Annotated in this window: 24 protein-coding genes; 9 read left to right on the top strand and 15 right to left on the bottom strand. The window is 74.1% G+C overall.

All coding sequences use genetic code 11. The features are described from left to right. Window position 1: 1 nt before the first annotated feature. Together AB0M93_RS27225 and AB0M93_RS27220 are read right to left on the bottom strand one after the other, a co-directional pair. Window positions 2-457, bottom strand: coding sequence for a DUF4383 domain-containing protein (locus AB0M93_RS27225; RefSeq protein WP_364277680.1), 456 nt, complete (start codon window positions 455-457; stop codon window positions 2-4). A gap of 154 nt (window positions 458-611) precedes the next feature. Next, on the bottom strand, window positions 612-1,436 hold the full coding sequence (locus AB0M93_RS27220) for an SDR family oxidoreductase (RefSeq protein WP_364277677.1): 825 nt from the start codon (window positions 1,434-1,436) through the stop codon (window positions 612-614). Between the two features lie 143 nt (window positions 1,437-1,579). On the opposite strand from AB0M93_RS27220, the gene AB0M93_RS27215 reads away from it, so the two are divergent. After that, window positions 1,580-1,768 carry a DUF2795 domain-containing protein gene (locus tag AB0M93_RS27215; RefSeq protein ID WP_364277674.1) on the top strand — a complete coding sequence of 63 codons (189 nt, stop codon included), beginning with the start codon at window positions 1,580-1,582 and terminating at the stop codon, window positions 1,766-1,768. Window positions 1,769-1,802: 34 nt separating this feature from the next. On the opposite strand, the gene AB0M93_RS27210 is transcribed toward AB0M93_RS27215, so the two are convergent. Together AB0M93_RS27210 and AB0M93_RS27205 are read right to left on the bottom strand one after the other, a co-directional pair. Next, window positions 1,803-2,852, bottom strand: a complete 1,050-nt coding sequence (locus AB0M93_RS27210) for a glycosyltransferase family 9 protein (protein ID WP_364277672.1) — start codon at window positions 2,850-2,852, stop codon at window positions 1,803-1,805. Further along, entirely contained in the window at window positions 2,849-4,327 is a 1,479-nt protein-coding gene (locus tag AB0M93_RS27205) for an HAD-IIIA family hydrolase (RefSeq protein WP_364277669.1), read from the bottom strand. Before AB0M93_RS27205 ends, AB0M93_RS27210 begins: the two co-directional genes overlap by 4 nt. A 90-nt stretch (window positions 4,328-4,417) precedes the next feature. On the opposite strand from AB0M93_RS27205, the gene AB0M93_RS27200 reads away from it, so the two are divergent. Then, window positions 4,418-5,767, top strand: coding sequence for an aldehyde dehydrogenase family protein (locus AB0M93_RS27200; protein WP_364277666.1), 1,350 nt, complete (start codon window positions 4,418-4,420; stop codon window positions 5,765-5,767). After that, window positions 5,764-6,972 carry an FUSC family protein gene (locus AB0M93_RS27195; RefSeq protein WP_364277663.1) on the top strand — a complete coding sequence of 403 codons (1,209 nt, stop codon included), beginning with the start codon at window positions 5,764-5,766 and terminating at the stop codon, window positions 6,970-6,972. Before AB0M93_RS27200 ends, AB0M93_RS27195 begins: the two co-directional genes overlap by 4 nt. Window positions 6,973-6,981: 9 nt before the next feature. Here the strand turns inward: AB0M93_RS27195 and AB0M93_RS27190 are convergent, their stop codons facing one another. The 9 genes from AB0M93_RS27190 to AB0M93_RS27150 form a co-directional block, all read right to left on the bottom strand. Continuing rightward, window positions 6,982-7,161: a hypothetical protein gene (locus AB0M93_RS27190; RefSeq protein ID WP_364277660.1), complete on the bottom strand. Its 180-nt coding sequence runs from the start codon at window positions 7,159-7,161 to the stop codon at window positions 6,982-6,984. Window positions 7,162-7,228: 67 nt separating this feature from the next. Then, window positions 7,229-7,834, bottom strand: coding sequence for an NAD(P)H-dependent oxidoreductase (locus AB0M93_RS27185; protein WP_364277657.1), 606 nt, complete (start codon window positions 7,832-7,834; stop codon window positions 7,229-7,231). Continuing rightward, a complete protein-coding gene (locus tag AB0M93_RS27180) occupies window positions 7,831-9,141 on the bottom strand; it encodes a UDP-glucose/GDP-mannose dehydrogenase family protein (RefSeq protein ID WP_364277654.1) in 1,311 nt (436 codons plus the stop codon). The genes AB0M93_RS27185 and AB0M93_RS27180 overlap by 4 nt, the downstream gene beginning before the upstream one ends. Then, on the bottom strand, window positions 9,134-10,084 hold the full coding sequence (locus AB0M93_RS27175) for a glycosyltransferase family 9 protein (protein ID WP_364277651.1): 951 nt from the start codon (window positions 10,082-10,084) through the stop codon (window positions 9,134-9,136). Before AB0M93_RS27175 ends, AB0M93_RS27180 begins: the two co-directional genes overlap by 8 nt. Continuing rightward, window positions 10,075-10,761 carry an SDR family oxidoreductase gene (locus AB0M93_RS27170; protein WP_364277648.1) on the bottom strand — a complete coding sequence of 229 codons (687 nt, stop codon included), beginning with the start codon at window positions 10,759-10,761 and terminating at the stop codon, window positions 10,075-10,077. The genes AB0M93_RS27175 and AB0M93_RS27170 overlap by 10 nt, the downstream gene beginning before the upstream one ends. 24 nt (window positions 10,762-10,785) lie before the next feature. Further along, the gene (locus AB0M93_RS27165; RefSeq protein ID WP_364277646.1) at window positions 10,786-12,153 is read right to left on the bottom strand and encodes a PfkB family carbohydrate kinase; all 1,368 of its coding nucleotides are present in this window, start codon (window positions 12,151-12,153) and stop codon (window positions 10,786-10,788) included. Then, window positions 12,150-12,710 (bottom strand): SIS domain-containing protein, encoded by a 561-nt coding sequence (locus AB0M93_RS27160; protein ID WP_364277643.1) that lies wholly within the window; start codon window positions 12,708-12,710, stop codon window positions 12,150-12,152. Before AB0M93_RS27160 ends, AB0M93_RS27165 begins: the two co-directional genes overlap by 4 nt. After that, window positions 12,710-14,383, bottom strand: a complete 1,674-nt coding sequence (locus AB0M93_RS27155) for a carbamoyltransferase C-terminal domain-containing protein (protein ID WP_364277640.1) — start codon at window positions 14,381-14,383, stop codon at window positions 12,710-12,712. The genes AB0M93_RS27160 and AB0M93_RS27155 overlap by 1 nt, the downstream gene beginning before the upstream one ends. A 112-nt stretch (window positions 14,384-14,495) precedes the next feature. Further along, entirely contained in the window at window positions 14,496-15,461 is a 966-nt protein-coding gene (locus tag AB0M93_RS27150) for a UDP-glucuronic acid decarboxylase family protein (RefSeq protein ID WP_364277637.1), read from the bottom strand. Between the two features lie 73 nt (window positions 15,462-15,534). Here AB0M93_RS27150 and AB0M93_RS27145 point away from each other — a divergent pair, with 73 nt between their 5' ends. From AB0M93_RS27145 to AB0M93_RS27135, 3 genes are read left to right on the top strand one after another with little or no spacing between them, the layout of a single operon-like run. Beyond that, entirely contained in the window at window positions 15,535-16,392 is an 858-nt protein-coding gene (locus tag AB0M93_RS27145; RefSeq protein ID WP_364277634.1) for a polysaccharide pyruvyl transferase family protein, read from the top strand. After that, window positions 16,389-17,255: a glycosyltransferase gene (locus AB0M93_RS27140; protein WP_364277631.1), complete on the top strand. Its 867-nt coding sequence runs from the start codon at window positions 16,389-16,391 to the stop codon at window positions 17,253-17,255. Before AB0M93_RS27145 ends, AB0M93_RS27140 begins: the two co-directional genes overlap by 4 nt. Beyond that, complete coding sequence (locus AB0M93_RS27135; RefSeq protein ID WP_364277628.1) at window positions 17,234-18,124, top strand: glycosyltransferase; 891 nt, start codon at window positions 17,234-17,236, stop codon at window positions 18,122-18,124. The genes AB0M93_RS27140 and AB0M93_RS27135 overlap by 22 nt, the downstream gene beginning before the upstream one ends. A gap of 53 nt (window positions 18,125-18,177) precedes the next feature. Here AB0M93_RS27135 and AB0M93_RS27130 read toward each other — a convergent pair whose 3' ends face one another. Next, on the bottom strand, window positions 18,178-19,386 hold the full coding sequence (locus tag AB0M93_RS27130; protein ID WP_364277626.1) for a glycosyltransferase family 1 protein: 1,209 nt from the start codon (window positions 19,384-19,386) through the stop codon (window positions 18,178-18,180). A gap of 22 nt (window positions 19,387-19,408) precedes the next feature. Continuing rightward, on the bottom strand, window positions 19,409-20,350 hold the full coding sequence (locus AB0M93_RS27125; RefSeq protein WP_364277623.1) for a glycosyltransferase: 942 nt from the start codon (window positions 20,348-20,350) through the stop codon (window positions 19,409-19,411). Window positions 20,351-20,444: 94 nt separating this feature from the next. Here AB0M93_RS27125 and AB0M93_RS27120 point away from each other — a divergent pair, with 94 nt between their 5' ends. From AB0M93_RS27120 to AB0M93_RS27110, 3 genes are all read left to right on the top strand, one after another. Continuing rightward, complete coding sequence (locus AB0M93_RS27120; RefSeq protein ID WP_364277620.1) at window positions 20,445-21,059, top strand: DUF47 family protein; 615 nt, start codon at window positions 20,445-20,447, stop codon at window positions 21,057-21,059. Continuing rightward, entirely contained in the window at window positions 21,060-22,055 is a 996-nt protein-coding gene (locus AB0M93_RS27115; RefSeq protein WP_364277617.1) for an inorganic phosphate transporter, read from the top strand. Between the two features lie 65 nt (window positions 22,056-22,120). After that, window positions 22,121-23,311: a zinc-dependent alcohol dehydrogenase gene (locus tag AB0M93_RS27110; RefSeq protein WP_364277614.1), complete on the top strand. Its 1,191-nt coding sequence runs from the start codon at window positions 22,121-22,123 to the stop codon at window positions 23,309-23,311. Window positions 23,312-23,324: the final 13 nt, after the last annotated feature.

Here is a 23,324-nt window from a genome sequence, read left to right as displayed (position 1 = left end):
GCTACCCGGTGGCCGGCCGCCGAAACGATCGAGCCCGGTTGACCGCGCGCGCGGCGACGATGCCGAGCACCAGCCCGGCGATCGCGGTCAGGCCGTGCAGCCAGTTGTCCGCCCAGTTCAGGTTGATCGGGTCTTCCGGGTTGACGAGCGCGGTCGCCAGGATCCCGTAGGCGGTCATCCCGGTGAAGCCGACGAACAGCACCCAGCAGTAGATGATCGCGCCGGTGCGGCGGGTCGCGGCGAGCAACCCGAGCACGCCGACGGCCGTGTGGACCAGGTTGAGCAGCGGGGTCACGCTGAAGATCCACACGGCGCGGCTGGTTTCGTGCCCGACCGCGGCGGTTTCCGGCGTCAGGAACCCGGCGATCCCCAGCACGAGGTAGCTCAGCCCGAGCACGGCGACGACGGGGCGCAGCCAGCTCGCCGCGGTCCGGGGACGGGTCTCGGCGGACGTCATGGGTGCCTCCTTCTCCCTCGCCGCGCGGTTACCCGCGGTATCGGGGGAGAAACGGAGGAGTGGAAAGGGCCGGACGGCGGGCTGGGGGAGCCGCCGTCCGGCCCGTGGCCGGGACCCGCGCCGGTCCCTGCAGCCGGGACGCGGGCCCCTGGTCTCAGGGGGAACGCCAGTCGTGCCCGCGGTAGGCGGTGCCGTGCTGGGCGCCCATCAGCAGCAGGCCGCCGTCGACGACGAGCGACGTGCCGGTGATGTACCCGGCCGCCGGCGTCGCCAGGAACGCGACCGCGGCCGCCACTTCGGCGGCGTGGCCGGGACGGCCCAGGGGGATGCCGGGCCGGTCCTGCTCGCGCGGGTCGGCGTCGGCCTGGCCGGTCATCGGGGTGGAGATCTCGCCGGGCGCCACCGAGTTCACGGTGATGCCGTGCTCGGCCAGCTCCAGCGCGAGCACCTGGGTCAACGCGCCGGCCCCGGCCTTCGCGGCGCAGTACGGCGCGGCGCCGACGCGGGGCACGTGCTCGTGGACGCTGGTGATGGTGATGATCCGCCCGCCACGGCCGGCGTCGATCATGTGCCGGGCCGCACGCTGCGAAAGCAGGAAGACTCCGTCGAGGTCGACATCGAGGACCTGGCGCCACTTTTCGAAGCTGAGGTCGGTGACGCGCTCGCTGCTGCCGGTACCGGAGCAGTTGACCAGAACGTCGAGGCCGCCGAGGTCGTCGGCGAACGCATCGATGACATCGGCCGCGCCGGGCAGCTCGGTGAGGTCGAGCCGCCGCACATGCGCGGCGACCCCGTGCGACCGGACCTCGGCGGCGGTTTCCTCGGCGCCATCGGCATCGGAGTGGTAGGTGACGCCGACGTCCAGGCCACCGCCGGCGAGGGCGACGGCGACCGCGCGGCCGATACCGGAGTCGGCGCCGGTGACGACGGCGCGTCGCGGCGAAGCGGCTTCGGCGGGCAGAGGCGCAGGGAGCGACACGGGCAGCTCCTTTCGTCCCCTGTCGGCTACCACGGCCCCCGGGGACTAAACGCGAACGGCTGCGGGCAGCCGGTGCCGTCTTGAGCGTGTGTGCGTGGCCGGGCGGGGTAATCGCGCGGTTCCCGAACGGAAGGAGCGCTCCCGTGAGCAAGCCGAACCCGATCGAACTCCAGAAGTACCTCTCCGGCGTCGACTACCCGGCCAAGCGGGACGACCTGGTGCAGGCGGCCGAAAGGAACGGCGCCGACCCGGACACCCTCGACGTCGTGCGCGGGTTGCCCGACCGGACCTACGAAGGGCCGAGCGGTGTGAGCAAGGAGATCGGCGGCTGACCGTGCCGTGGCCCGGGCGGTGGCCGCCCGGGCCTCAGTGCGGCGAAGTCAGCGCAGCGTCCTCCGGGACCACCGCGCCCGGCTGGGCGAGGGCGGTCACCGCGCGGCAGACGTCGGCGGGGTCGATCGTGTCGAGGCACGGGTGGCCGGGGACCGGGCAGACCCGGGCGCGGCTGGCGCGGCAGGGGGCCTGCTGGTCGCCGAGCACGATCGTGGGGACGCCGTAGGGTGCCCAGCGCTCGGCCGGCACCACCGGGGCGAACAGCGACACCACCGGGGTGCCCGCCGCGGCCGCGAGGTGCGCCGGGCCCGTGTTGGGCGCCACCACCACCTGTGCGCCGGACAGCACCGCCGCCAGCTCCGCCAGTGACGTCCGGCCGCCGAGGTTCACCGCCGACGTCCCGGCGACCTCCTGGGTCAGCGTTCGCTCCGCCGGCGAGCCCGTCACGAGGACCCGGTGCCCGTCGGCGGCCAGGGCACGCACGGTCTCGCGGGTCCACGCCGCCGTCGGCTGGCGGGCGGGCACCGACGCCGCCGGGTGCACCACGACGTACGCCCCGCCGCCGGTCAGCCGGGTGATCTCCGGCAGCGGCCGCCGCAGCGCCAAGGCGCCGTGGTCGTCCGGCGGCAGCGAAAACCCGGCCGCTTCGGCGAGCGACAGCATCCGGACCGGCTCCGGCGGATCGCCGTCGACGCGGTGGCGCAGGTCGAGCAGGCTGCCCGGGTAGTCCTCGGAGATCGCGCCGATCCACGGCACCCCGGCCTGCCGCAGCAGCAGCGCCAGCGGCAGCGGGGACTGGTGGAACGACGTCAGGATCAGCGCCCGGTCGAACGACTGCGCCCGCATCCGCGCCACGAACGCGCCGGTGTCCGTCGCGGTCACCGGCGGCGGCTCGGGGTCGATCCACGGCGCCGTCCAGGTGAGCACGTCGTCGACGCCCGGCAGCAGTTCGCCGGCGGCGCGGCCGTGCGGGCCGGCGAGCAGCGTCACGTGCGACGCGGACGCGGCCACCGCCCGGATGCAGGGCCCGGCGAGCAGGACGTCCCCGAGGTTGTCCTGGCGGGCGACGAGCACGCGGGTCATCCGGCGACCCCGGCGACGCGCAGCGCCTCCGACAGGTCACGCGCGACGGCGGCGTGCCGCCGGGCGCGGGCGATCTCCGGCTCGAGCGTCCGGGCGGTCGGCACCAGCACCGCGCGGGCCCCGGCCGCGAGCGCGGCGTCGACGTCGGCGCCGGTGTCGCCGATGACCACGCAGGACGCGGGGTCGACGCCGAGTTCCCCGGCGGCCCGCAACACCATGCCGGGCGCGGGTTTGCGGCACGCGCAGCCGTCGCCGTCGTCGTGGACGCAGACCTGCCAGGTGCCGAACGGGCCGAAGAGCTCCTTGACGCGGGCGTTCACCGCGGCGAGCTGGTCCGGGGTGATCAGTCCTTTCGCGACACCGGACTGGTTGCTCACCACCCCGACCGGGATCCCGCGCTCGCGCAGCCCGCGGACGAGCTCGACCGCGCCGGGCACCGGGCGGACGCCGTCCGGGTCGTTGAGGTAGGGGACGTCGACGATCAGCGTGTCGTCCCGGTCGAACAGCACCGCCACCGGGGGCCGGGGCCGCCGGGCCGCGATCTCCCCGCGCAGCCGGTGATAGCACGCGGCGGGCGGGATCAGCGCGCTGGTGACGACCATGCGCGCCACTTCGCCCGGGGTCCGCGGGCCCGGCAGGATCCGGCGGCCGGCGAACTCCGCCGTCAGCCCCGCCCACACCCCGGCCGCGAGCAGCGCCTTGCCGCGCTGCCGCAGCAACGGCAGCGTCAACGCGGCCAGACCGGCCACTGTGGACAGTGCGTGCAGGCCGAGCCTGCCGTGCCCGGCGCCGGTCCGCTGGCGCCAGAGCACGCCGTGCTTGGCCCGCATCAGCGCGTTGTCGGCGTTGCCGCGCTGGGCTTTCAGGCTGTAGAAGAACCCGGCCCGCCGAGCCGGGTGCGTGGTCAGCCGTTCACCCTGGTCGATGCGGTGCCCGGCTTCGGCGACCCGCAGCGCGAGGTCGGAGTCTTCGCGGAACGCGCGCGGGAACCGCTCGTCGAAGCCGCCGGCCTCGACGAGCGCGGCGCGGCGGTAGGCCATGTCCGCGGTGATCCACCGCGCGTGCTCGAGCCCGGCGGTGCTGCGTTCGTCGTCGGCCGGCCGCCGGTCCGCGGGCAGCGGCACCGTGATGCGGCCCTGGGAGGCGGCGACGTCCGGGGGCAGCGAAACGAGGTCGTCGGCGAGCTGCCGCGGCCAGTCGGGCGCGAGGACGACGTCGTCGTCGACGAAGGCGATCCACTCGCTCTTCGCGGTGCGCCAGCCGAGGTTGCGGGCCGCTGCCGGCCCGCGCCCGCCCGAGCGGAGCACGCGGACGCCGTCGGGGACGGCCAGTTCGCCGCCGGCGGGGCGGTCGTCGACGACGAGGATTTCCGCCGGCCGCGGGCCGTGCCCGCCGAGCAGGGTGTCGAGCAGTGGCCGAAGCGTCTCCCGGCCCGTCGTGGGGATCACCACGGTGTAGTCGAGCGATGCAGTCACCGGAGGCGGATACCCCCGGCGCAGGTGATCAAACGGCGTGTCGAAGCCCCCGGACCCGGGTAACCGCCGGGCGACGAGAAGGAGGTGCGGATGACCGCGGGGACGATCGAAATCCGGAATCCGGCCGACGGCAGCGTGGTGGGCAGTGTGCCGGCCGCGGGCGAAGACGAGATCGCCGCCGCGCTCGCGCTGGCGAACCGGACGAAGGCGCCGTGGGCGCGGACACCGGCCGCCGAGCGCGGCGCGTTGCTGCACACCGCCGCCGAACGGCTGCGCGCCCACGCCGACGAACTGGCGAAGGCGAACGAAGCGGAAACCGGGCGCCCTCGGGACGAAGCGCGCGAAGGCGTGCTCGCCGGCGCGGGCACCTTGGACCAGTATGCCGAGCTCGGCCCGGTCCACCGCGGCCGCAGCCTGCTCGGCGACGCGGGCGCGACGGACCTGATGGTGCCCGAGCCGCGGGGCGTCGTCGTGGCGCTCACGCCGTGGAACGACCCGGTCGCGGTCGCCTGCGGGCTGCTCGGCGCGGCCCTGGTCACCGGAAACACGGTGGTGCACAAGCCGAGCGAGCGCGCGCCGCACACGGGACAGCTGCTCGGCGAGGTCCTCGGCGGCGTCTTCCCGGGCGGCGTGCTGCAGACCCTCCACGGCGACGGCGGGGTCGGCGCGATCCTGGCGATGCGCGACGACGTCGACGTGCTGGCCCACGTCGGCAGCACGGCGACCGGCCGGTCGATCGCCGCGAGCGCGGCGGCGACGGGCGCGAAGACGTTGCTGGAGAACGGCGGCAACGACCCGCTGGTGATCGACGAGGACGTCGACCCGGCGTGGGCGGCCGGGCAGGCGGCGCTGGGCGCGTTCGCCAACTCCGGGCAGATCTGCGTCGCGGTCGAGCGGATCTACGTGTGCTCGGCGGTCGCGGAGCCGTTCCTGGCGGCGCTGGTCAAGGAGGCCGAGGCGCGGACGCTGGCGCCGCTGGTCGACCGGCGCCACCGCGACCACGTGCACTCGCACGTGTCGGACGCGGTTTCGCGCGGGGCCCGGCTGCTCACGGGCGGCACGGTCCCGGACGGCCCGGGAGCCCACTACCCGGCGACCGTGCTCACGGAGTGCACCCCGGACCTGCGGGTGATGACCGAGGAGACGTTCGGCCCGGTGGCGCCGGTGCAGGTGGTCCCGGACTTCGACGCGGGCCTGGAAGCGGCGGCGAAGGGCGAGTACGGCCTGGCGGCGACGGTGCTGACGGCCTCGATGGCGAACGCCCAGCGCGCGTGGCGGGACCTGCCGGCGGGCACGGTCAAGGTGAACAACGTGTTCGGCGGTGCGCCGGGCGGGGCGGCCCACCCGCGCGGCCGCAGTGGCAACGGGTACGGCTACGGGCCGGAGCTGCTGGACGAGATGACCCAGACGAAGCTCGTGCACATCGCCCCGCCCGCATGACCGGACTGGACAGACGCAGCGAGGTGGCGGCGGACGGGCCGGGGGAGGGGCATCGGCGCGGCCGCCGCCCGCTCGGCCGGCTCGTCCGCGCCCTCCGCCCGGAAAACCCCGGCTCCCCCGCGGAAGCCGAACAGCACGACCGCACCCCGTTCGGCTGGTTCGCCCGTGCCGTCCGCGTGCCCGGGCGGGAACGGCGGGTGCTCGTCCAGAGCGCCAAAGCAACCCTGGCCGCGACCGGGGCATGGCTGCTCGCCACCCTCGTCCTGCGGCTGCCGCAGCCGTTCCTCGCCCCCTACGCCGCCGTCTTCCTCGTCGAAGCCACCGTCTACCGCTCGCTGCGCGGCTGGCTTCAGCAGGTCGGCTCGGTGGCCACCGGGGTCCTGCTGGCCGCCGTGGCCGCTCAGCTCATCCCGTGGCAGGCCGTCGCCCTGGCCGCCGTCGTCTTCGTCGGCCTGCTCGCCGGCAGCTGGCGGCGGTTCGGCAGCGCCGGGGTCTGGGTCGGCGTCACCGGCATGCTGCTCATCTCCTACGGCACCGCCCGGGAACCCGTCCTGCTCGGCGACCGCCTGCTCGAAACCGCGCTGGGCGCGGCCATCGGCGTCGCCGTCAACACGTTGATCTTCCCGCCGCTCTACGGGGAACGGCTGGCGGCCGCGGCCGGGCGGCTCGCCGCCGCGCTGGCCGGGCTGCTGGAGTCGCTCTCCGACCTCGTCCGGCGCGACGACCCGTCCGAAGACCTCGACGACCTGTTGTCCCAGGCGCAGGACGCGCGCAGCCAGGTGCTGGCCGCCGAAGAAGCCGTCGGGCTGACGCGGGAAGGCCGGCGGCTGAACCTCCGGCGGGGCCGGCCGACCGCCGGGGTGCACCACGAACGCCCGCTGCGGACGCTGCTCGGGCTGTGGCCCGCCGTCTCCCAGCTGATCGCCGCCGTGCGCGCCACGGCCGACGGGCGGGAACACCCCTTCGAGTACCCCTGGCCCGACGCGCGGGAAGCCGTGGCCGACCTGATGCACCACCTGGCCGGCGCCGTCCAGGCGGTCGCGCTGGTGGGGGAGCCGGTCGAGCTGGACGAGTGCCGCGCGCTGCTCGACAAGCTGGAGAAGCGGCTGCTGACGGCCGAAGAGGACGGCGTCCCCGCCCGCCTCGGTCTCGGCTCCCTGACCCTGCCCGCGCGGCTGCTGCTGGACCAGCTGGAGCAACGCTGAACCGGGCGGCTACTGGATCGCGACGGCTTCGGCCTCCGAGCGGTGCCGCCGGCAGGCGGTGCACACCATCGTCTGACCCAGCAGGGTGCCGTCGCCGGACACCAGGCGGGCGACATGCAGCGCGGGCAGGCCGCACTCCTCACACGGGATCGGCTTGCTGTCGCGGCTGATCAGGACTCGGTTCGGCATGCCGGTCAATTACCCAGTGGCCTGTGCCACACTCGTCCGGCGCAGTGACGTCACTCGAACGGAGTAGTCACTCCGCGGGATACTGACGCTCGCGCAGCAGGTCGGCCAGGTGGACGGCGTTGCGGACCAGGGTCGCGTTCGTCGAGGCCACGGCCTTGGGCGTCTCGTCGAGGTCCTGGTAGTCGCCGCCCTGCATGGCTTCGCCGTTCCAGTAAGTGGCGCCCTGGGCGGGGACGGTGAACCCGGTGTCGTTCAGCGCCTGGAACAGGTCGGCGATGATCTTGTGGGCGCCGTCCTCGTTGCCGACGACCGCGGCCACCGCCACCTTGCCGAACATCGCCGGCCGGCCCTGGTCGTCGGTTTCGGACAGTTCGGCGTCGAGGCGCTCCAGGACCCGCTGCGCCACGCTCGACATGTGGCCCACCCAGGTCGGGGTGGCGATCAGCAGGATGTCCGCGGCGGCGATCTTCCGCCGGATGCCCGGCCACGCGTCGCCTTCGCCCATGTCGGCCTCGACGCCCGGCCGGACGTCGTGGTCGACGACGCGGACCAGCTCACCGGTCGCGCCGCGCTCGGCGAACAGGTCGAGCAGCTGACGCGCGATGAGGTCGCTGCTCGACTTCGCCGGCGACGGCTTGAGCGTGCAGGTCAGCGCGAGGACGCGCAGGGTCATGAGCTCCTCCTGGGATGGGTGCCGACGCCGATGTGGCTGAATCCCGCCTCGGCGAGGGCGTCGGGGTCGAGCAGGTTGCGCGTGTCGACGACGACCGCCCGGTCCGCCGACGCGGCCAGCCGGGCCCAGTCGAGGTCCCGGAACTCCGGCCACTCGGTGAGCACGACGAGCGCGGCGGCGTCCTTGGCCACCAGGTACGGGTCGTCGACGACCTGGACCGCGCCGGTGCCGGGTACGCACGTGACGGCCGGGTCGTGCGCGGTGAGTTCCGCGCCCGCGCGGGCGAGTTCCGCCGCCACCGCCAGCGCCGGCGAGTCGCGCAGGTCGCCGGTGCCCGCCTTGAAAGCCAGGCCCAGCAGGCCGATCCGGGCGCCGGCGAGCGACCCCGCCGCCGAGCCGGTGACCGCCTGCCGCACGGCGCGCACGACCCGCGCGCGCTGCCGGGCGTTGACGCGGACCGCGTCGCGCAGGATGCCGAAGTCGACGCCCGCCGACTCGGCGGCGTGCAGCAGCGCCGAGGTGTCCTTCGGCAGGCACGAACCACCCCAGCCGGGGCCCGGCGCGAGGAACTCCGGGCCGATCCGCGCGTCGAGGCCCATGGTGCGCGAGACCTCGCGGACGTCCGCGCCGAACCGCTCGCACAGTTCGGCGAGGACGTTCACGTAGGACAGTTTCACCGCGAGGAACGCGTTGCTGGCGTACTTGGCGAGTTCGGCGCTGGCCGAGTCGGTCGCCACGACGGGCGCGCCGGTCGGCTCGTACAGCCGCGCGACCCGCTGCGCCGCCGGCGAATCCGCCGGGTCGGTGCCGACCACCACCCGGTCCGGGTGCAGGAAGTCTTCGACGGCGTGGCCTTCGCGGAGGAACTCCGGGTTGGCCACCACCGGCAGGTCGTCGCGGCCCAGCAGGTGCGGCAGCCGGGCCGCGGTGCCGACCGGCACCGTCGACTTGGTCACGAGCACGCAGCCGGGCCGCAGCAGCCGGCCCAGCTGCGGCACGACGTGTTCGAGGACGCCGAGGTCGGGGCGCCCGTCCTCGGCCGGCGGCGTGGGCAGGCACAGGAAGACGAGGTCGGCGCCGTAGAGCTCCGCCTGTGCGGTGGTGAAAGTCAGCGTCCGGTCGCCGAGGCCCTGCGCGACGAGGTCGGCCAAGGCGGGCTCGGCGATGGACACCACGCCCCGGTTCAGTTCGTCCACTTTGGACTCGTCGGCGTCCACGCAGGTGACGCGGTGCCCGAGCCGGGCGAAGCAGGCGGCACTGGTGAGGCCGACGTAGCCCGCGCCGACGATCCCGATGTGCTCAGCCATGCGCCACCTGCATTTCCAGTGCCGAACGCGTCGCGGCCAGCACCCGCTCTTCGCCGAGCAGCAGCAGCCCGCCGTCGGGCTCTTCGCCGTGCGGATCGCCCACGTTGCCGGCCCAGAGCACGACGTGCTGCCGCGCCGACGGCGGCGGGCCCCACAGCCGGGGCGGGGTCGGGCCGAACAGCAGCACCGACGGCGTGCCGAACGCCGTGGCGAGGTGCCCGACGCCGGTGTCGCCGCAGACGACCAAAGCCGCCCCGGCCACCAGCGCGGCCAGTTCCGCCAGGCCGGTGCGCCCGGCCAGCACGGCGTCCTCGCCGAGCCCGGCCGCCTCGGCGATCGAAAGCGCCAGGTCACGCTCGGCGGCGCTGCCGGTGAGCACCACCCGGTGCCCGTCGGCGGCGAGGTCCCGGACGACGGTCGCGAACCGCTCCGGCGGCCAGCGCCGGGCCGGGAACGCCGCACCGGGGTGCACCACGACGGCGTCCGGGGCCGGGCTCGGACCGGGCGGGACGGGCAGCGCGAGCGCCGACCGGTCCGCCTCCAGGTGGCGGTATTCGACGAGGCGGCACCAGCGGTCGACCTCGTGCACGTCGTCGCGCCAGTCGAGGCCCGCGACGTCGGGGAAGTCGGGGTGGCGGTGGGTGAGCAGCTCGGCGGGGTCGGTGGCGAGCAGGTCGTGGATGCTCTCCGGGCCGCTGCCGTGCAGGTTCACCGCGAGCCGCGGCGGCGGGCCCGGCCAGGCGAGCTCGCCCAGCCCGGGCGTCGGCAGCAGCTCGTCGACCGCGTCGATCAGCTCCACCAGGTCGCGCAGCTGCTCCGGCGCGGCCAGCACCAGCCGGTCGCCGGGGTGGGCCGCGCGCAGGGCGCGCAACGCGGGGACCGCGGTCAGCAGGTCCCCGACGCCGAGCGCGCGCAGCACGAGGACCGCGCCACTCACGGCCACGACCCCTCCTCCGAGGCGCACACGACCATTTCGCGCACTTCGGCGCCCGGCGGCTGCTGCAGGGCGAACACCACCGTGCTCGCGACGTGTTCGGGCTGGTTGAGCTTCGCGTCCGGCGGCGGCTTGTACTGGTCGGTGCGGTCGTCGAAGAAGTGCGTCCACATCCCGCCGGGGACGAGCAGCGTGACGCCGACGCGCCCGGCCAGCTCGGCGGCGAGCGCGCGGGTGAAGCCGACGACGCCGAACTTCGAGGCGCAGTAGGCGGTCGCGTCGCTCACCGCCTTGATGCCGAGGGTGGAGGCGACGGTGACGACCGTGCCGTGCGAACGTTCCAGGTAGGGGAGCGCGGCGCGGATCACCGCGGCCGTGCCGAACAGGTTCACCTTGACGACCCGCTCCCAGTCCTCTGTGGACACTTCGCCGAGCGGCCCGCAGGCGTCGGTGCCGGCGGCGGTGAAGACGCCGTCCAGGCCGCCCGCGCGCTCGGCGATCTCGCGCACCGCGGCCTCGGTCGCGGCGGTGTCGGTCAGGTCGGCTTCGACGTATTCGGCCGGATCCTCGGGGCGGACGCGGTCGAGGACGTAGGGGGTGCCGCCGGCCTTGCGGACGGCGTCGACGGTGGCGGCGCCGAGGCCGGACGCGCCACCGGTGATCAGGACGTTGCCGAGGGGTCGCATCGCTCTCCTTCGCGGGCGAGGGGGTCAGGCACTGGCCGCCGCGGCGACCAGCCGGGACGTCGAGTAGCCGGGCACGGTCGGGACGAGCACGACTTCGCCGCCGTGCCGTTCGACGACCGCGCGTTCGGGCAGGTCGGCTTCCGCGTAGTCGCCGCCCTTCACCCACGCGTGCGGGCGCAGCCGCTCGAGGACGGCGGCGGGGGAGTCCTCGTCGAACACGGCGACCGCGTCCACGAAGGACAACGCGCTGAGGAGCCGGGCGCGGTCGCGGTCCCGCACCAGCGGCCGGCCGGGTCCCTTGAGGGCCCGCACCGACGCGTCGGAATTGAGGCAGACGACGAGTGCGTCGCCGAGGGCGCGGGCCTGCCGCAGCAGGCTGACGTGCCCGGGGTGCAGCAGGTCGAAGCAGCCGCCGGTGGCGATCAGCCGGCCGCCGTTCTCGCGGACCCGTCGGGCGAGGCCGAAAGCGTCGGTCGCCGGCTGGGGATCGGGGACCGGGCCGTCGTTCGTGGACAGCGCGGTGGCGCCGCCGGCCGCGACGAACCGGGCGGCCGACTCGACGGCCGTCGCGACGGCTTCGGTGATGTCCGCGCCGTCGAGCAGGGCCGCGGTGGCCGCGGCGGCGAACCGGTCGCCCGCGCCGCAGGTGTCGGGCGCGGTGTGGCCCGGGGTCCGCGCCGCGGCGGGGACCGGGACGTTCGTTTCGCCGAGGCCGTCGGCGAGCACGGCTCCGTGGGCCCCGACCGTGACCGCGACCGCGTCGGCGTGCCAGTGCCCGCGCAGCAGCTTGGCGAGCTCGGCCGGTTCCTCGTGCCCGGCCAGCACCGCGCGCGCCTCCGCGAGGTTCGGCGTGACCAGGCACGTGCCGGGCACCGGCTGCGCGCCGCGGGGGTGCGGGTCCCAGACCACCGGGATCCGCTCGGCCAGCTCCCGCAGGAGCCGCCGGACGTCGGCGTTGCGCGTCAGGCCGCGGCCGTAGTCGGCCACGAGGATCGCGCCGGCCCCTTCCAGGACCTCGTGCACCCGGGCGGGCAGCGGGTCGGCGGTCGCCGTGCCGTCGCCGGAGTCCAGGCGCAGCAACGACTGCCCGCCCGCGCGGACCCGGGTCTTGCACACCGTCGTGCCGCGCAGCGGCAGCGGCAGCACGGTGACGTCCGGTTCCAGCAGCCCGGCGAGCGCGTGGCCGCCTTCGTCGTCGCCGAGCGGCGTGACCAGGACGACCTCGGCCGCGGACCGCGCGGCGAGCAGGGCGGCCAGGCCGGCGCCGCCGGGGCGGCGGCGCCGGGCCGTCAGGTCGACCACCGGCACCGGCGCCTCCGGGCACAGCCGTTCGGCGGTGCCTTCGGCGTCGACGTCCAGGAGCGTGTCGCCCAGGACGACCAGCGGTTTCACGCGGTCACCCCGAGCGCGTCGTCGAGCGCCGCGCAGAGGCCGTGCACCAGCGCCAGGTGCATTTCCTGCACGGTCGCGACGGTGGGCGCTTCGACCGTCACGGCGTCGTCGCACAGCGCGGCGAGGGGGTTCGGGGCGGGCCCGGTCAGCGCCCACGTCGTCACGCCGAGTTCGTGCGCGGCCTTCGCCGCGGCGACGACGTTCTGGCTGGTGCCGCTGGTGGACAGGCAGACCAGCACGTCACCCTCCCGCCCGTGCGCGCGCACCTGGCGGGCGAAGACCTCGTGGTCGCCGTAGTCGTTGACGATGGCCGTGGTCGCGGACGTGTCCGCGTGCAACGCGATGGCCGAGAGCGGCTGCCGTTCGTGGCGGAACCGGCCGACGAGCTCGCCGGTGAGGTGCTGGGCCTCGGCGGCGCTGCCCCCGTTGCCGCAGGCGAGCAGCCGGCCGCCGGCTTCGAACACGCCGGCGAGGTGCCGTCCCCACGTGGTTATCCTCCTGGCGGATTCGCGGGTCCGGCCGGCGGCCTCGGCCAGCGCGGCGAGATGGTCCTCCATCACGGCACCTCCGTTTCCTCCGGCGACGCCGCGCCGGGTCGGGTGGATCGGGGACGCCGGAGCACGAACGGCCCCAGCGCGAGCAGGTCGATCGGGGCGGAACCGAAGCATTCGAGGGCGTCCCGGGGTGAGTCGACCATCGGGCGGCCCGCGGTGTTGAGGCTGGTGTTGATCACGACCGGCAGGCCCGTCCGGCGTTCGAAGGCGGCCAGCATCCGGGCCAGCACCGGGTTTTCGCGCTCCTCGACCGTCTGCACGCGAGCCGTGCCGTCGACGTGCGTGACGGCCGGGATGCGGTCGCGCCAGGCTTCGGCGACGTCGTGCACGAACAGCATGTACGGGCTGGGCAGCGGGCCCCGGGTGAAGATCTCGGCCGCGCGCTCGGCCCGGACCATCGGCGCCACCGGGCGGAACTGCTCCCGGCCCTTGACGTCGTTGAGCCGTTCCAGGTTCGCCTTGCGGCCCGGGTGGGCCAGCAGCGACCGGTGGCCCAGCGCGCGCGGCCCGAATTCGGCGCGGCCCTGGAACCAGGCGATCACCTGGTCGTTCGCCAGTGCTTCGGCGACGGTTTCGGCGAGGTCGTCCGGTCGTTCGTAGGGCAGCTTCGCCTTGATCAGGATTTCTTCGAGCTCGTCGTCGGTCCAGCCGCGGCCGAGACCGGCGTCGCCCATGGACGTGCGGGGCTCCCCGGATTCGGCGGCCAGCTGCAGCGCCGCGCCGAGCGCGGTGCCCGCGTCCCCCGCGGCGGGCTGCACCCAGATCCGGTCGAACGGGCCCTCGGCGTGCAGCCGGGTGTTGGCCACGCAGTTGAGCGCGATCCCGCCCGCCATCGCCAGGTCGCGCTGGCCGGTGGCCTCGTGCAGCCAGTCCGCCAGTTCCAGCAGGATGTCTTCGAGGACTTTCTGGACACTGGCGGCCAGATCGGCGTGCCGCGGGGTGAGCTCTTCGCCGGGTGCGCGGCGCGGGGCGAGCGACGCCAGGTCGACGCCGGAAGCGTGGAAGCCGCCGTCGCCGGTCACGTGGACGTGCTCGCAGAGTTCGTCGAGGAACTCCGGCTTGCCGTAGGAGGCGAGAGCCATGACCTTGTACTCGTCGCTGGACCGCGCGAATCCGCAGTGCTCGGTGAGGTCTTCGTAGAGCAGGCCGAGCGAGTCCGGCAGCTTCTGCGCCGCCAGCTCCTTGAACCGCCCGTCGCGGTACTCACCGGCCAGATAGGACGTGCTCTCGCCACGACCGTCGGCGACGAGCACGGCGCAGTCGCCGAACGGCGCGGCGAGCGCGGCCGACGCGGCGTGCGCGACGTGGTGCCGGACGAACTTGACGATGCCCGGGTCGAGGCCCGGCAACGCCGACTTCAGGAACAGGGGCGCCCGTTTGGCGAACTCCGTCCGGAGTTCCTCGCCGCTGGGGTCGTGGCCGGCCAGGCCGGGTTCCACGAGCGCCGGGTCGTAGGAGTACCCGACGGCGTCGAGGTCCTTCGCGGACAGCCCCGCCTGGGCCAGGCACCAGGCGGCGGCCTGGGCGGGCTGTTCCCACGTGGAGAACGGCACCGCCTGCTTGCCGTGTTTGCGGCGGCTGAACCGCTCTTCCTCCGCCGCGGCGACGATCTCCCCGTCCACCACCAGCGCGGCGGCCGGGTCGTGGAAGACGGCATTGATCCCGAGTATGCGCATCGACCTGCCTCTGGCGTTTCGGTGCGGACTCGCAGGGCCCGCTCTCGCCTATAGCGCTACCCGGCGAAGTCGTTGATAAACGATGACGCGCAAAAGCCCTGGGCGTCGCTACTCAGCGCGACGGCGCGCGGCGGAACCACGCCGCAGTGCGACGGAGACCGTCGTCGGCGTCGACCTTCGGTTCCCACCCCAGGACGTCGCGGGCGAGGCCGATGTCGGGGCAGCGGCGTTGCGGGTCGTCGACGACGGCGTCGATGTACTCGATCGGTGAATCGGACCCGGTGATGTCCTTGATCCGTTCCGCCACCTGGCGGACGGTCAGCTCGTCCGGATTGCCGATGTTGACCGGCCCCGGGTGGCCGGAACGGGCGAGGCTCAGGAGGCCGCGCACGGTGTCCTCGACGTAGCAGATGGACCGCGTCTGCTCGCCGGTGCCGGTGACCGTGAGGGGCTCGCCGTTGAGCGCCTGGTCGAGGAACGCCGGGATCATCCGGCCGTCGTGGGCGCGCATGCCGGGGCCGTAGGTGTTGAAGATCCGCGCGATACCGGTGTCGACGCCGTATTCGCGGCGGTAGGCCGACGTCAGCGCCTCGGCGTAGCGCTTGGCTTCGTCGTAGACGCTGCGAGGCCCGATCGGGTTCACGTTGCCCCAGTACCGTTCTTGCTGCGGGTGTTCCAGCGGGTCGCCGTAGACCTCGCTGGTCGAGGCGAGCACGAACCGGGCGCCGTCGCGCCGGGCCAGGTCGAGCGCGTTCTCGGTGCCGTGCGAGCCGGCGCGCAGCGTCTCGATCGGCAGCGCCAGGTAGTCGCGGGGCGAGGCGGCGGACGCCAGGTGGAACACGACGTCGGCCCGGCAGTTCAGCGGCATCGGCTGCGTGACGTCGTGGCGCACGAACCGGAACCGTTCGTGGCGGCGCAGTCTCTCGAGGGTGTCGGCCGAGGACGTCGCGAGGTTGTCCACGGCGATCACTTCGATGTCCTCTTCGAGCAGCAGCTCGCACAGGTGCGCGCCGACGAAGCCGGCACCCCCGGTCACCACCGCACGCTCGAACCGCCTGGTCACTCCCGGATCCGTCATGCCCTGGCGGCTACCCGGCCCCGGTGGGCGCAAACCCGTGTAAGGAGGTGGGGAGCGGGTAAACGCTCCGACCATGCGAGTTCTGCTCACGGGTTGGGCCAGTTTTCTGCACGGAGAAGCCACGGCGGGTGACGTCCTGAGCCTCGGCGCGGCCGGGGCCGCGCTGACCGAGGCCGGGATCGACCACGACGTCGCGTGGAGCCCCGGCTTCCGCCCCGGCACCCGGCACCTGCCGGACGCGCCCGCCGGGGACTACACGCACGTGGTGTTCGCCTGCGGTCCGCTGCACGGGCCGCAGGTGCGGTGGCTGCACGAGCGGTACGCGGCCTGCCGCCGGATCGCCGTCGGCGTGTCCGTGCCCGATCCCGCCGATCCGGCGGTGACCGGGTTCCACCGGGTGCTGGCGCGCGACGGCGGCGGGACGGCGGAACCGGACCTGTCCCTGGCCGGGACGGTGGCAGCCACCCCGGTGCTCGGCGTCGTCCTGGCGCCGCACCAGCCGGAGTACGGCGGCGCGGGCCGGCACGACGAGGTCCACGCGGGCCTGACCGGCTGGCTCGCCGGCCTGGACTGCGCCCGCGTGCCGCTGGACACCCGGCTGGCGCACGAGGACTGGCAGCGGTGCGCCACTCCCGACCAGTTCGTCTCCGCTCTGTCCAAAATGGACGTCGTGGTGACCACCCGGCTGCACGGGCTGGTGCTCGGGCTGAAGGCCGGCGTGCCGGTGGTGGCCGTCGACCCGGTCGCCGGCGGCGGGAAGGTGACCGCGCAGGGCGCGGCACTGGGCTGGCCGGTCGTCGCGGCCGAAGACGCCGGCGACACCGGTGTGCTCGACGCGCGGCTGAAGTGGTGCCTGTCGGCCGAAGCCGTGCCGGACCCACCGGTTCCCGGCCTGGCCGAGCTGGTCGGCGAGCTGGTGGGGGCGCGGTGACCGCGCGCACGACCGTCGTCATCGCCACCCGCAACCGCGCCGCCGAACTGGCCCGCACCCTGCGTCAGCTGTCCTCTTTGGACCCGCAGCCGCCGGTCGTGGTGCTGGACAACGCTTCCGAGGACGAGACGGCCGCGGTCGCCGGGCGGCACGCGAACGTGCGCGTGATCCGCCTGCCGCACAACCTCGGCGCCGCCGCCCGCACCCTCGGCGTCGTCGTCGCCGAAACGCCGTACGTCGCCTTCAGCGACGACGACTCGTGGTGGGCGCCGGACGCGCTGGCCGCGGCCGAGCGCATCTTCGACGAGCACCCGCGGACCGGCCTGCTCGCCGCGCGCACCCTGGTCGGTCCGGAGTGCCGGGACGACCCGGTGACGCCCGAAATGGAGCGCAGCCCGCTCGGCCACCCCGACGGCGCCCCCGGGCCGCTGGTGCTCGGCTTCCTGGCCTGCTCCGCGATCGTGCGGCGCACGGCGTACCTGCAGGTCGGCGGCTTCAGCCCGCTGCTCCACTTCGGCGCGGAAGAGCAGCTCCTGGCCTACGACCTGGCCGCGCGCGGCTGGGAGGTCTGCTACGTCGGGAGCCTGTGCGCTCACCACCACCCGTCCCGGTCGCGGCCGCCGTCGTCGTGGCGCCGCCGGGCCGAACTGCGCAACCGCCTCCTGATCGCCGTGCTGCGCCGCCCGCCGCGCGTCTGCCGGCGGGAAGTGGCCCGGACGCTGGTGCGGGCCCCCGGCGCCGTCCTCGGGGCGGTCCCGCGCCTGCCGCGCGCGCTGAGCTCGCGGCGCGTCCTGCCCGCCCACGTCGAACACCAGGCCCGGACTCTGGAAAGGACCGCCGAATGGCGCGAATCTCGGTCGTGATCATCACCTGCAACCGGCGGGCGCAGCTGCGCGAGACATTGGCGCACATGACGTCCCTGCCGGAACGCCCGCCGATCTACGTCGCCGACAACGGCTCCGCGGACGGCTCGGCCGACATGGTCGCCCGGGAGTTCCCCGAGGTCCGCCTGTTCGCGCTGGCGGAGAACCTCGGTGCGGTGGCCCGCAACGTCGCCGTCGAAGAGGTGACGACACCGTACGTGGCCTTCTGCGACGACGACACGACGTGGCAGCCGGGCGCGCTCACCCGGGCCGCGGACCTGCTCGACGAGTTCCCGGCGCTCGGCTCGGTGACCGGCCGCTGCCTGGTCGAACCCGGCCTGGCCGAGGACCCGATCACGCCGGAGCTGCGCGAGTCGCCGGTGCCCGGGCCGGACTGGCTGCCGGGCCCGGCGCTGCTCGGCATCATGGCGGGCTTGACGGCGGTGCGGGTCAGCGCGTTCCGCGAGGTCGGCGGCTTCTCGACCCGGATGTGGCTCGGGGGAGAGGAGGAGCTGTTCGCTCTGGACCTCGCCGCCCGCGGCTGGTGGATGTGCTGGGCGGAGGACATGGTGATCCACCACGCGCCGTCGAAGCTGCGCGACCCGCGCCACCGCCGCCGCCTCGGCATCCGCAACACGCTGTGGACGCTGCTCCTGCGCCGCCCCTGGCCGGCGGTCCTGCGCCGCGGCCGTGACGTCCTGCGCACGGCCCCGCGCGACGCCGCCACCGCAGCAGCGCTCCTGGACGTCGTCCGCGGCCTGCCGTGGGTCCTGGCGGACCGCCGGGTGGTCCCGCCCCACGTCGAACACGGCCTCCGCCTCCTGGAGGCCCCCCAACGGGCCTCGAAGGCCCGCCGTTACGTGGGCTGAAACGGTCGTGAGTGGTAAGGCGGGTTCTAACCCGCCTTACCACTCACGAGGGTTCAGCGGGCTTCGGCGGTGACCGCGGTTTCCGGGACCAGCTTGTGGTAGGCGCGCAGCGTGTCCGCGGCGACGCGGTCCCACGAGTAGCGGGCCACCGCGCGGTCGTGGCCCGCGGTGCCGTAGGCGTGGCAGAGGGCCGGGTCGTCGATCAGCCGGCGGACGCGGTTGGCGAGTTCCTTCGGCTGGTGCGGCCGGACCAGCAGGCCCGTGACGCCGTCGACGACGGTGTCGGTCAGGCCGCCGACCGCGGCCGCGACCACCGGGACACCGCAGGCCATCGCCTCCAGCGGCACGATCCCGAACGGCTCGTACCACGGCGTGCACACCACGGCGTCGGCCGAGCGCAGCAGGGACGGCATGTCCTCCCGCGACACCTGGCCGGGCCAGCGCACGCGGTCGCCGACGCCGAGCTTCTCGGCCAGCTGCCGCAGCCGCTGGGCCTCGGGGTCCTGGGAGAGCTTGCCGCGTTCCGGGCCGCCGGCGATGACGAGCTCGGTGTCCGGCAGCTGGGCGAGCGCGGTGATCGCGATGTCGAAACCCTTGCGCGGCACCAGCCGGCCGACCGCGACCAGCCGGTGGGCCAGTCCCCGGCGGGCGACCGGCCCGTCGGGGGAGAACCGGCCGAGGTCGACGCCGCAGGGGACGATCGAGATCCGGGACCGCGGCACGCCGAGGCGGGAGAGCTCGAAGACCTCGTCGGAGCAGGTCGCGATCACGCGCCCGGCCTGGCGGCCGATGATCCGCTCCAGCCGGATCCGGTCGGCCGGGCTGGTGTCCTGGCCGCCCTGGTAGCGCTTCTTGACCACGCCGAGGGCGTGGAACGTCTGCGCCACCGGGGTGCCGGTCGCGCTGGCGGCGAGGGACGTCGCCAGCCCCGACATCCAGAAGTGCGCGTGCGCCAGGTCGGGACGGTCGAGCGCCCACCGGTCCCGCAGGAAGCTGCCGAACTCGCCCATGTAGGGCAGGAGGTGGTCCTTCGGCTCCTTGCGCGGCGGCCCCGCGGGCACGTGCACGACGCGGAACCCCTGGGGGGCCTGGACTTCGGGTGGCTCGTCGCGGCTTTCCCGGCGCGTGTAGACGGTGACCTCGTGGCCGGCGCGCGTCAGCGCGGCCGACAGCTCGGCGACGTGCACGTTCTGGCCGCCGGCGTCGGCTTCGCCGAGGACGGCGAGGGGGTTGGCGTGCTCGGACACCATCGCGATCTTCATCGGTGAGGCGTTCCCTTCGGGGTCAACGGGCCGTCTCGGCGAGGAGGTGGTCCCAAGCGGTCAGGAAGGCGTCCAGCCCGTAGTGCTTCAGGGCGTGTTCGCGGGCGTTCTTGCCGGCGAGAGCGGCGAAGTCGGGTTCGTGCAGCAGCTCGCGGAACCCGCTCGCCAGCACCGAGACGTCGGTGGAGAGCACGCCCGCGTCGGCCGGTACCGCGTCGACTGCCTCGGTGCTGGCGAAGACGACGACCGGCATCGCCAGGTGCATCGCCTCCAGAAGGGACAGACCCAGCGACGTCCACCGGGCGGTGTGCAGGTAGACGCGGCGCCGGGCGATTTCGTCGTGCAGCTTCGGTGCCGGGACGTCGCCCAGGCCGCGCAGGGGCGCGGCGAGCTCCTCGGTCCCCATCCCGAACACGTCGACGGGGGCGGCCTCGGCGAGCGTGCCGAGCAGGTCGGCGCCGGTGACGCGCTGCCGCCGCACCGGCTCGTTGATCATCGACACGCCGGCGGCGAGCTCACCGGTGTAGCGCGGTCCCGGATCGGGGATGCCGTGCGGCACGACGGTCGTGGGCGCGCGGCCGCAGCCCCACATCGCCCGGTTGAAGTGGGTCACGTGCGCGACGGTGATGTCCGAGCGGCCGGCGAGGGGGTGTTCGCTCGACGCGGCGTACGGCCGGGGCGCGTTGTGTTCGACGTAGACGGCCGGCACGCCCAGGCGCGCGGCGAGGTCGAGCTCCTCCGGCCGCTGCAGCACCACGACGTCCGGCTCGGCCTCGGCCAGCCGGTCGAGCGGGACCTCGGTCACCGACGGCCAGTTCCGCCCGGCCTTGCCCAGGCCCCAGGGCGCACCGTCGGGTGACACCGGCAGGAAGTAGTCGTGCCGGCCGCGGACGAACGCATCGGTCCATGAACCGTGCACGTGCCAGAGCAGTACTCTCAGGCGCCGGGATCCGGGATCGGTCATGACTCCTGATTTCCCGGAGATCGGCCGTTAAACGTGGGGCCGGACGGGGTACCCGGCCCCCGACGGCCGTGCGGTGAGGAAGGGACGTCCATTCATGCGCTTCACCCCACGGGGCACCCGGTTCTTCGACCTGCTCGCCGACGCGGCGAAGAACCTGGTCACCGCGACCGCGCTGCTGAGAGACCTCGTGGCCGCCGACCCGGCCGAACGGGACCCGATCGCGAAGCGCCTGCACGAGGTCGAGCACCAGGGTGACGAGCTGACCCACACGATCATGGTGGAGCTCAACAGCTCGTTCGTGACGCCGTTCGACCGCGAGGACATCCAGGCGCTCGCCGCCAAGATCGACGACGTGCTGGACTTCATGGACACCGCGGCGGACCTGGCCGTGCTCTACCGGATCGGGGCGTTCCCGCCCGGGATCGACGTCCTGGTCCGGGTGCTCTGCCGGTCCGCCGAGCTGACCGCCACGGCGATGCCCGGCCTGGCCAAGGTGGGGGACCTCGAGCCGTTCTGGATCGAGATCAACGAGCTGGAGAACGAGGCCGACCGCGTCTACCGGCGGATACTGGCCCACCTGTTCGAGCCGGGCGGCGACGCCCTCGAGGTGCTCAAGACCAAGGAGGTCGTCGAGCAGTTCGAGCTGGCCGCCGACGCCTTCGAGCACGTGGCCGACGTGGTGCAGACCATCGCGGTCAAGGAGTCCTGAGTGACGGGGACCGCCGCCCTGGTCACCGTGATCGTGCTGACGCTGGTCTTCGACTACACCAACGGGTTCCACGACGCGGCGAACGCCATCGCCAGCGCGGTGTCGACCCGGGCGCTGACCCTGCGCGCCGCCCTCGTGCTGGCGGCGGTGATGAACCTGGCCGGCGCGCTGCTGTCCACCGGGATCGCGGCGACGGTGGCCAAGGGGATCATCGACGTCCCGGCCGGCCCGGACGCGCTCACCGTGGTCTTCGCCGCGTTGCTCGGCGCGATCACCTGGAACCTGATCACCTGGTACTTCGGGCTGCCGTCGTCGTCTTCGCACTCGCTGATCGGCGGGATGGTCGGCGCGGCGCTGGCCGCCGCGAGCACCGTGCACTGGGCCGGCATCGCGGAAAAGGTGCTGATCCCGATGGTGGCGTCGCCGCTGCTCGGGCTGGCCCTCGGGTACGTCGCGATGGTCGCCGCGCTGTGGCTGCTGCGCCGGGCGAACCCGCACCGCAGCGGCCGCGTGTTCCGCCGGTTCCAGATCCTCTCGGCGTCGGCGCTCGCGCTCGGCCACGGCCTGCAGGACGCCCAGAAGGGCATGGGCGTGATCGTGCTGGCACTGGTGGCGGCGGGCGAGCAGGCGACGTTCTCGGTGCCGTTGTGGGTGACATTGGCCTGCGCCGGAGCCTTGTCGCTGGGCACCTATTCGGGTGGTCTGCGGATCATGCGGACGCTCGGCCGCCGGGTGTTCCCGCTGGACCCGCCGCACGGCTTCGTCGCGGAGTCCGTGGCGTCGTCGGTGTTGTACGTGACGGCGTTCGCGGTGAAGGCCCCGATCTCGACGACGCACGTGATCACCGCGGCGATCATGGGTGTCGGCGCGACCCGGCGGCTTTCCGCGGTGCGGTGGGGGATCGCGCGGGACATCGTGCTGGGCTGGGTGCTGACCTTCCCGGCCGCCGCGGCGGTGGCCGCGGCCGTGTACCTGGTGGCCGATCTGCTGACCTGAGTTTGTCGGCTGCCACCCGCGGGAAGCCGGTGCGGAGACCACCCGCCCGCGGAAAAGGGAGAGCCATGAAGGCAGTGACCTGGCACGGCAAACGCGACGTCCGCGTCGAAGAGGTGCCGGACCCGAAGATCGAGGAGGCCACGGACGCGGTCGTGCGGATCACCTCGACCGGGATCTGCGGCTCCGACCTGCACCTGTACGAGGTGCTGGGCGCGTTCATGACCGAGGGCGACATCCTCGGCCACGAGCCGATGGGCGTGGTCGAGGAGGTCGGGCCGGAGGTGACGAACCTCAAGCCCGGCGACCGGGTCGTGGTCCCGTTCAACATCTCCTGCGGCCACTGCTGGATGTGTGAGCGCGGCCTGCAGTCGCAGTGCGAAACGACGCAGGTCAGGGAGCACGGCAAGGGTGCCTCGCTGCTCGGCTACACCAAGCTGTACGGCCAGGTCCCCGGCGGCCAGGCCGAGTACCTGCGCGTGCCGCAGGCGCACTACGGGCCGATCAAGGTCCCGGACGGCCCGCCGGACGAGCGGTTCGTCTACCTCTCCGACGTCGTCCCGACCGCCTGGCAGGCCGTCGAGTACGCGAACGTCCCGAAGGACGGCACGGTCGTGGTCTTCGGCCTCGGCCCGATCGGGCAGATGTCCTGCCGGATCGCGCGCCACCGCGGGGCCGGTCAGGTCATCGGCGTCGACCTGGTGCCCGAGCGACTCGCCCGCGCCCGCGAGCACGGCGCCACCGCGCTGGACACGCGTGACCACAAGGAAATCGGCGACGCGATCCGCCAGCTGACCCACGGCCGCGGCGCGGACTCGGTGATCGACGCGGTCGGCATGGAGGCGCACGGCGCCCCGGTCGGCAAGCTGGCGCACACCCTCGTCGGCCTGCTGCCGCAGCCGCTCGGCGAGAAGATCACCGAGAAGGCCGGGATCGACCGGCTCAGCGTGCTCTACGCCGCCATCGACAGCGTCCGCCGCGGCGGCACGATCTCGCTGTCCGGCGTCTACGGCGGGATGGTCGACCCGATGCCGATGATGGAACTGTTCGACAAGCAGGTGCAGCTGCGGATGGGCCAGGCCAACGTCCGGCACTGGCTGGACGACATCATGCCGGTGCTCACCGGCGACGGCGACCCGCTGGGCGTCGAGGGTTTCGCCACCCACAAGCTGCCGCTGGAAGAAGCGCCCCGCGCGTACGACATCTTCCAGAAGAAGCTCGACGGCGCCCAGAAGATCCTGCTGCAGCCGAACGCGTAACCCCTGGGAGGAA

It is taken from the genome of Amycolatopsis sp. NPDC051102 (assembly GCF_040682815.1).
GTDB lineage: Bacteria > Actinomycetota > Actinomycetes > Mycobacteriales > Pseudonocardiaceae > Amycolatopsis.
Note: the sequence above shows the minus strand (reverse complement) of the source record. Positions and strands in the feature narration are given on the sequence as shown.

Coding starts and splice junctions, on each gene's coding strand:
- AB0M93_RS27160 (WP_364277643.1), bottom strand. CDS start 12,710: ATGGAGGACCATCTCGCCGCGCTGGCCGAGGCCGCCGGCCGGACCCGC.
- AB0M93_RS27120 (WP_364277620.1), top strand. CDS start 20,445: ATGCGCTTCACCCCACGGGGCACCCGGTTCTTCGACCTGCTCGCCGAC.
- AB0M93_RS27125 (WP_364277623.1), bottom strand. CDS start 20,350: ATGACCGATCCCGGATCCCGGCGCCTGAGAGTACTGCTCTGGCACGTG.
- AB0M93_RS27210 (WP_364277672.1), bottom strand. CDS start 2,852: ATGACCCGCGTGCTCGTCGCCCGCCAGGACAACCTCGGGGACGTCCTG.
- AB0M93_RS27200 (WP_364277666.1), top strand. CDS start 4,418: ATGACCGCGGGGACGATCGAAATCCGGAATCCGGCCGACGGCAGCGTG.
- AB0M93_RS27225 (WP_364277680.1), bottom strand. CDS start 457: ATGACGTCCGCCGAGACCCGTCCCCGGACCGCGGCGAGCTGGCTGCGC.
- AB0M93_RS27185 (WP_364277657.1), bottom strand. CDS start 7,834: ATGACCCTGCGCGTCCTCGCGCTGACCTGCACGCTCAAGCCGTCGCCG.
- AB0M93_RS27110 (WP_364277614.1), top strand. CDS start 22,121: ATGAAGGCAGTGACCTGGCACGGCAAACGCGACGTCCGCGTCGAAGAG.
- AB0M93_RS27155 (WP_364277640.1), bottom strand. CDS start 14,383: ATGCGCATACTCGGGATCAATGCCGTCTTCCACGACCCGGCCGCCGCG.
- AB0M93_RS27145 (WP_364277634.1), top strand. CDS start 15,535: ATGCGAGTTCTGCTCACGGGTTGGGCCAGTTTTCTGCACGGAGAAGCC.
- AB0M93_RS27150 (WP_364277637.1), bottom strand. CDS start 15,461: ATGACGGATCCGGGAGTGACCAGGCGGTTCGAGCGTGCGGTGGTGACC.
- AB0M93_RS27170 (WP_364277648.1), bottom strand. CDS start 10,761: ATGCGACCCCTCGGCAACGTCCTGATCACCGGTGGCGCGTCCGGCCTC.
- AB0M93_RS27180 (WP_364277654.1), bottom strand. CDS start 9,141: ATGGCTGAGCACATCGGGATCGTCGGCGCGGGCTACGTCGGCCTCACC.
- AB0M93_RS27130 (WP_364277626.1), bottom strand. CDS start 19,386: ATGAAGATCGCGATGGTGTCCGAGCACGCCAACCCCCTCGCCGTCCTC.
- AB0M93_RS27190 (WP_364277660.1), bottom strand. CDS start 7,161: ATGCCGAACCGAGTCCTGATCAGCCGCGACAGCAAGCCGATCCCGTGT.
- AB0M93_RS27135 (WP_364277628.1), top strand. CDS start 17,234: ATGGCGCGAATCTCGGTCGTGATCATCACCTGCAACCGGCGGGCGCAG.
- AB0M93_RS27195 (WP_364277663.1), top strand. CDS start 5,764: ATGACCGGACTGGACAGACGCAGCGAGGTGGCGGCGGACGGGCCGGGG.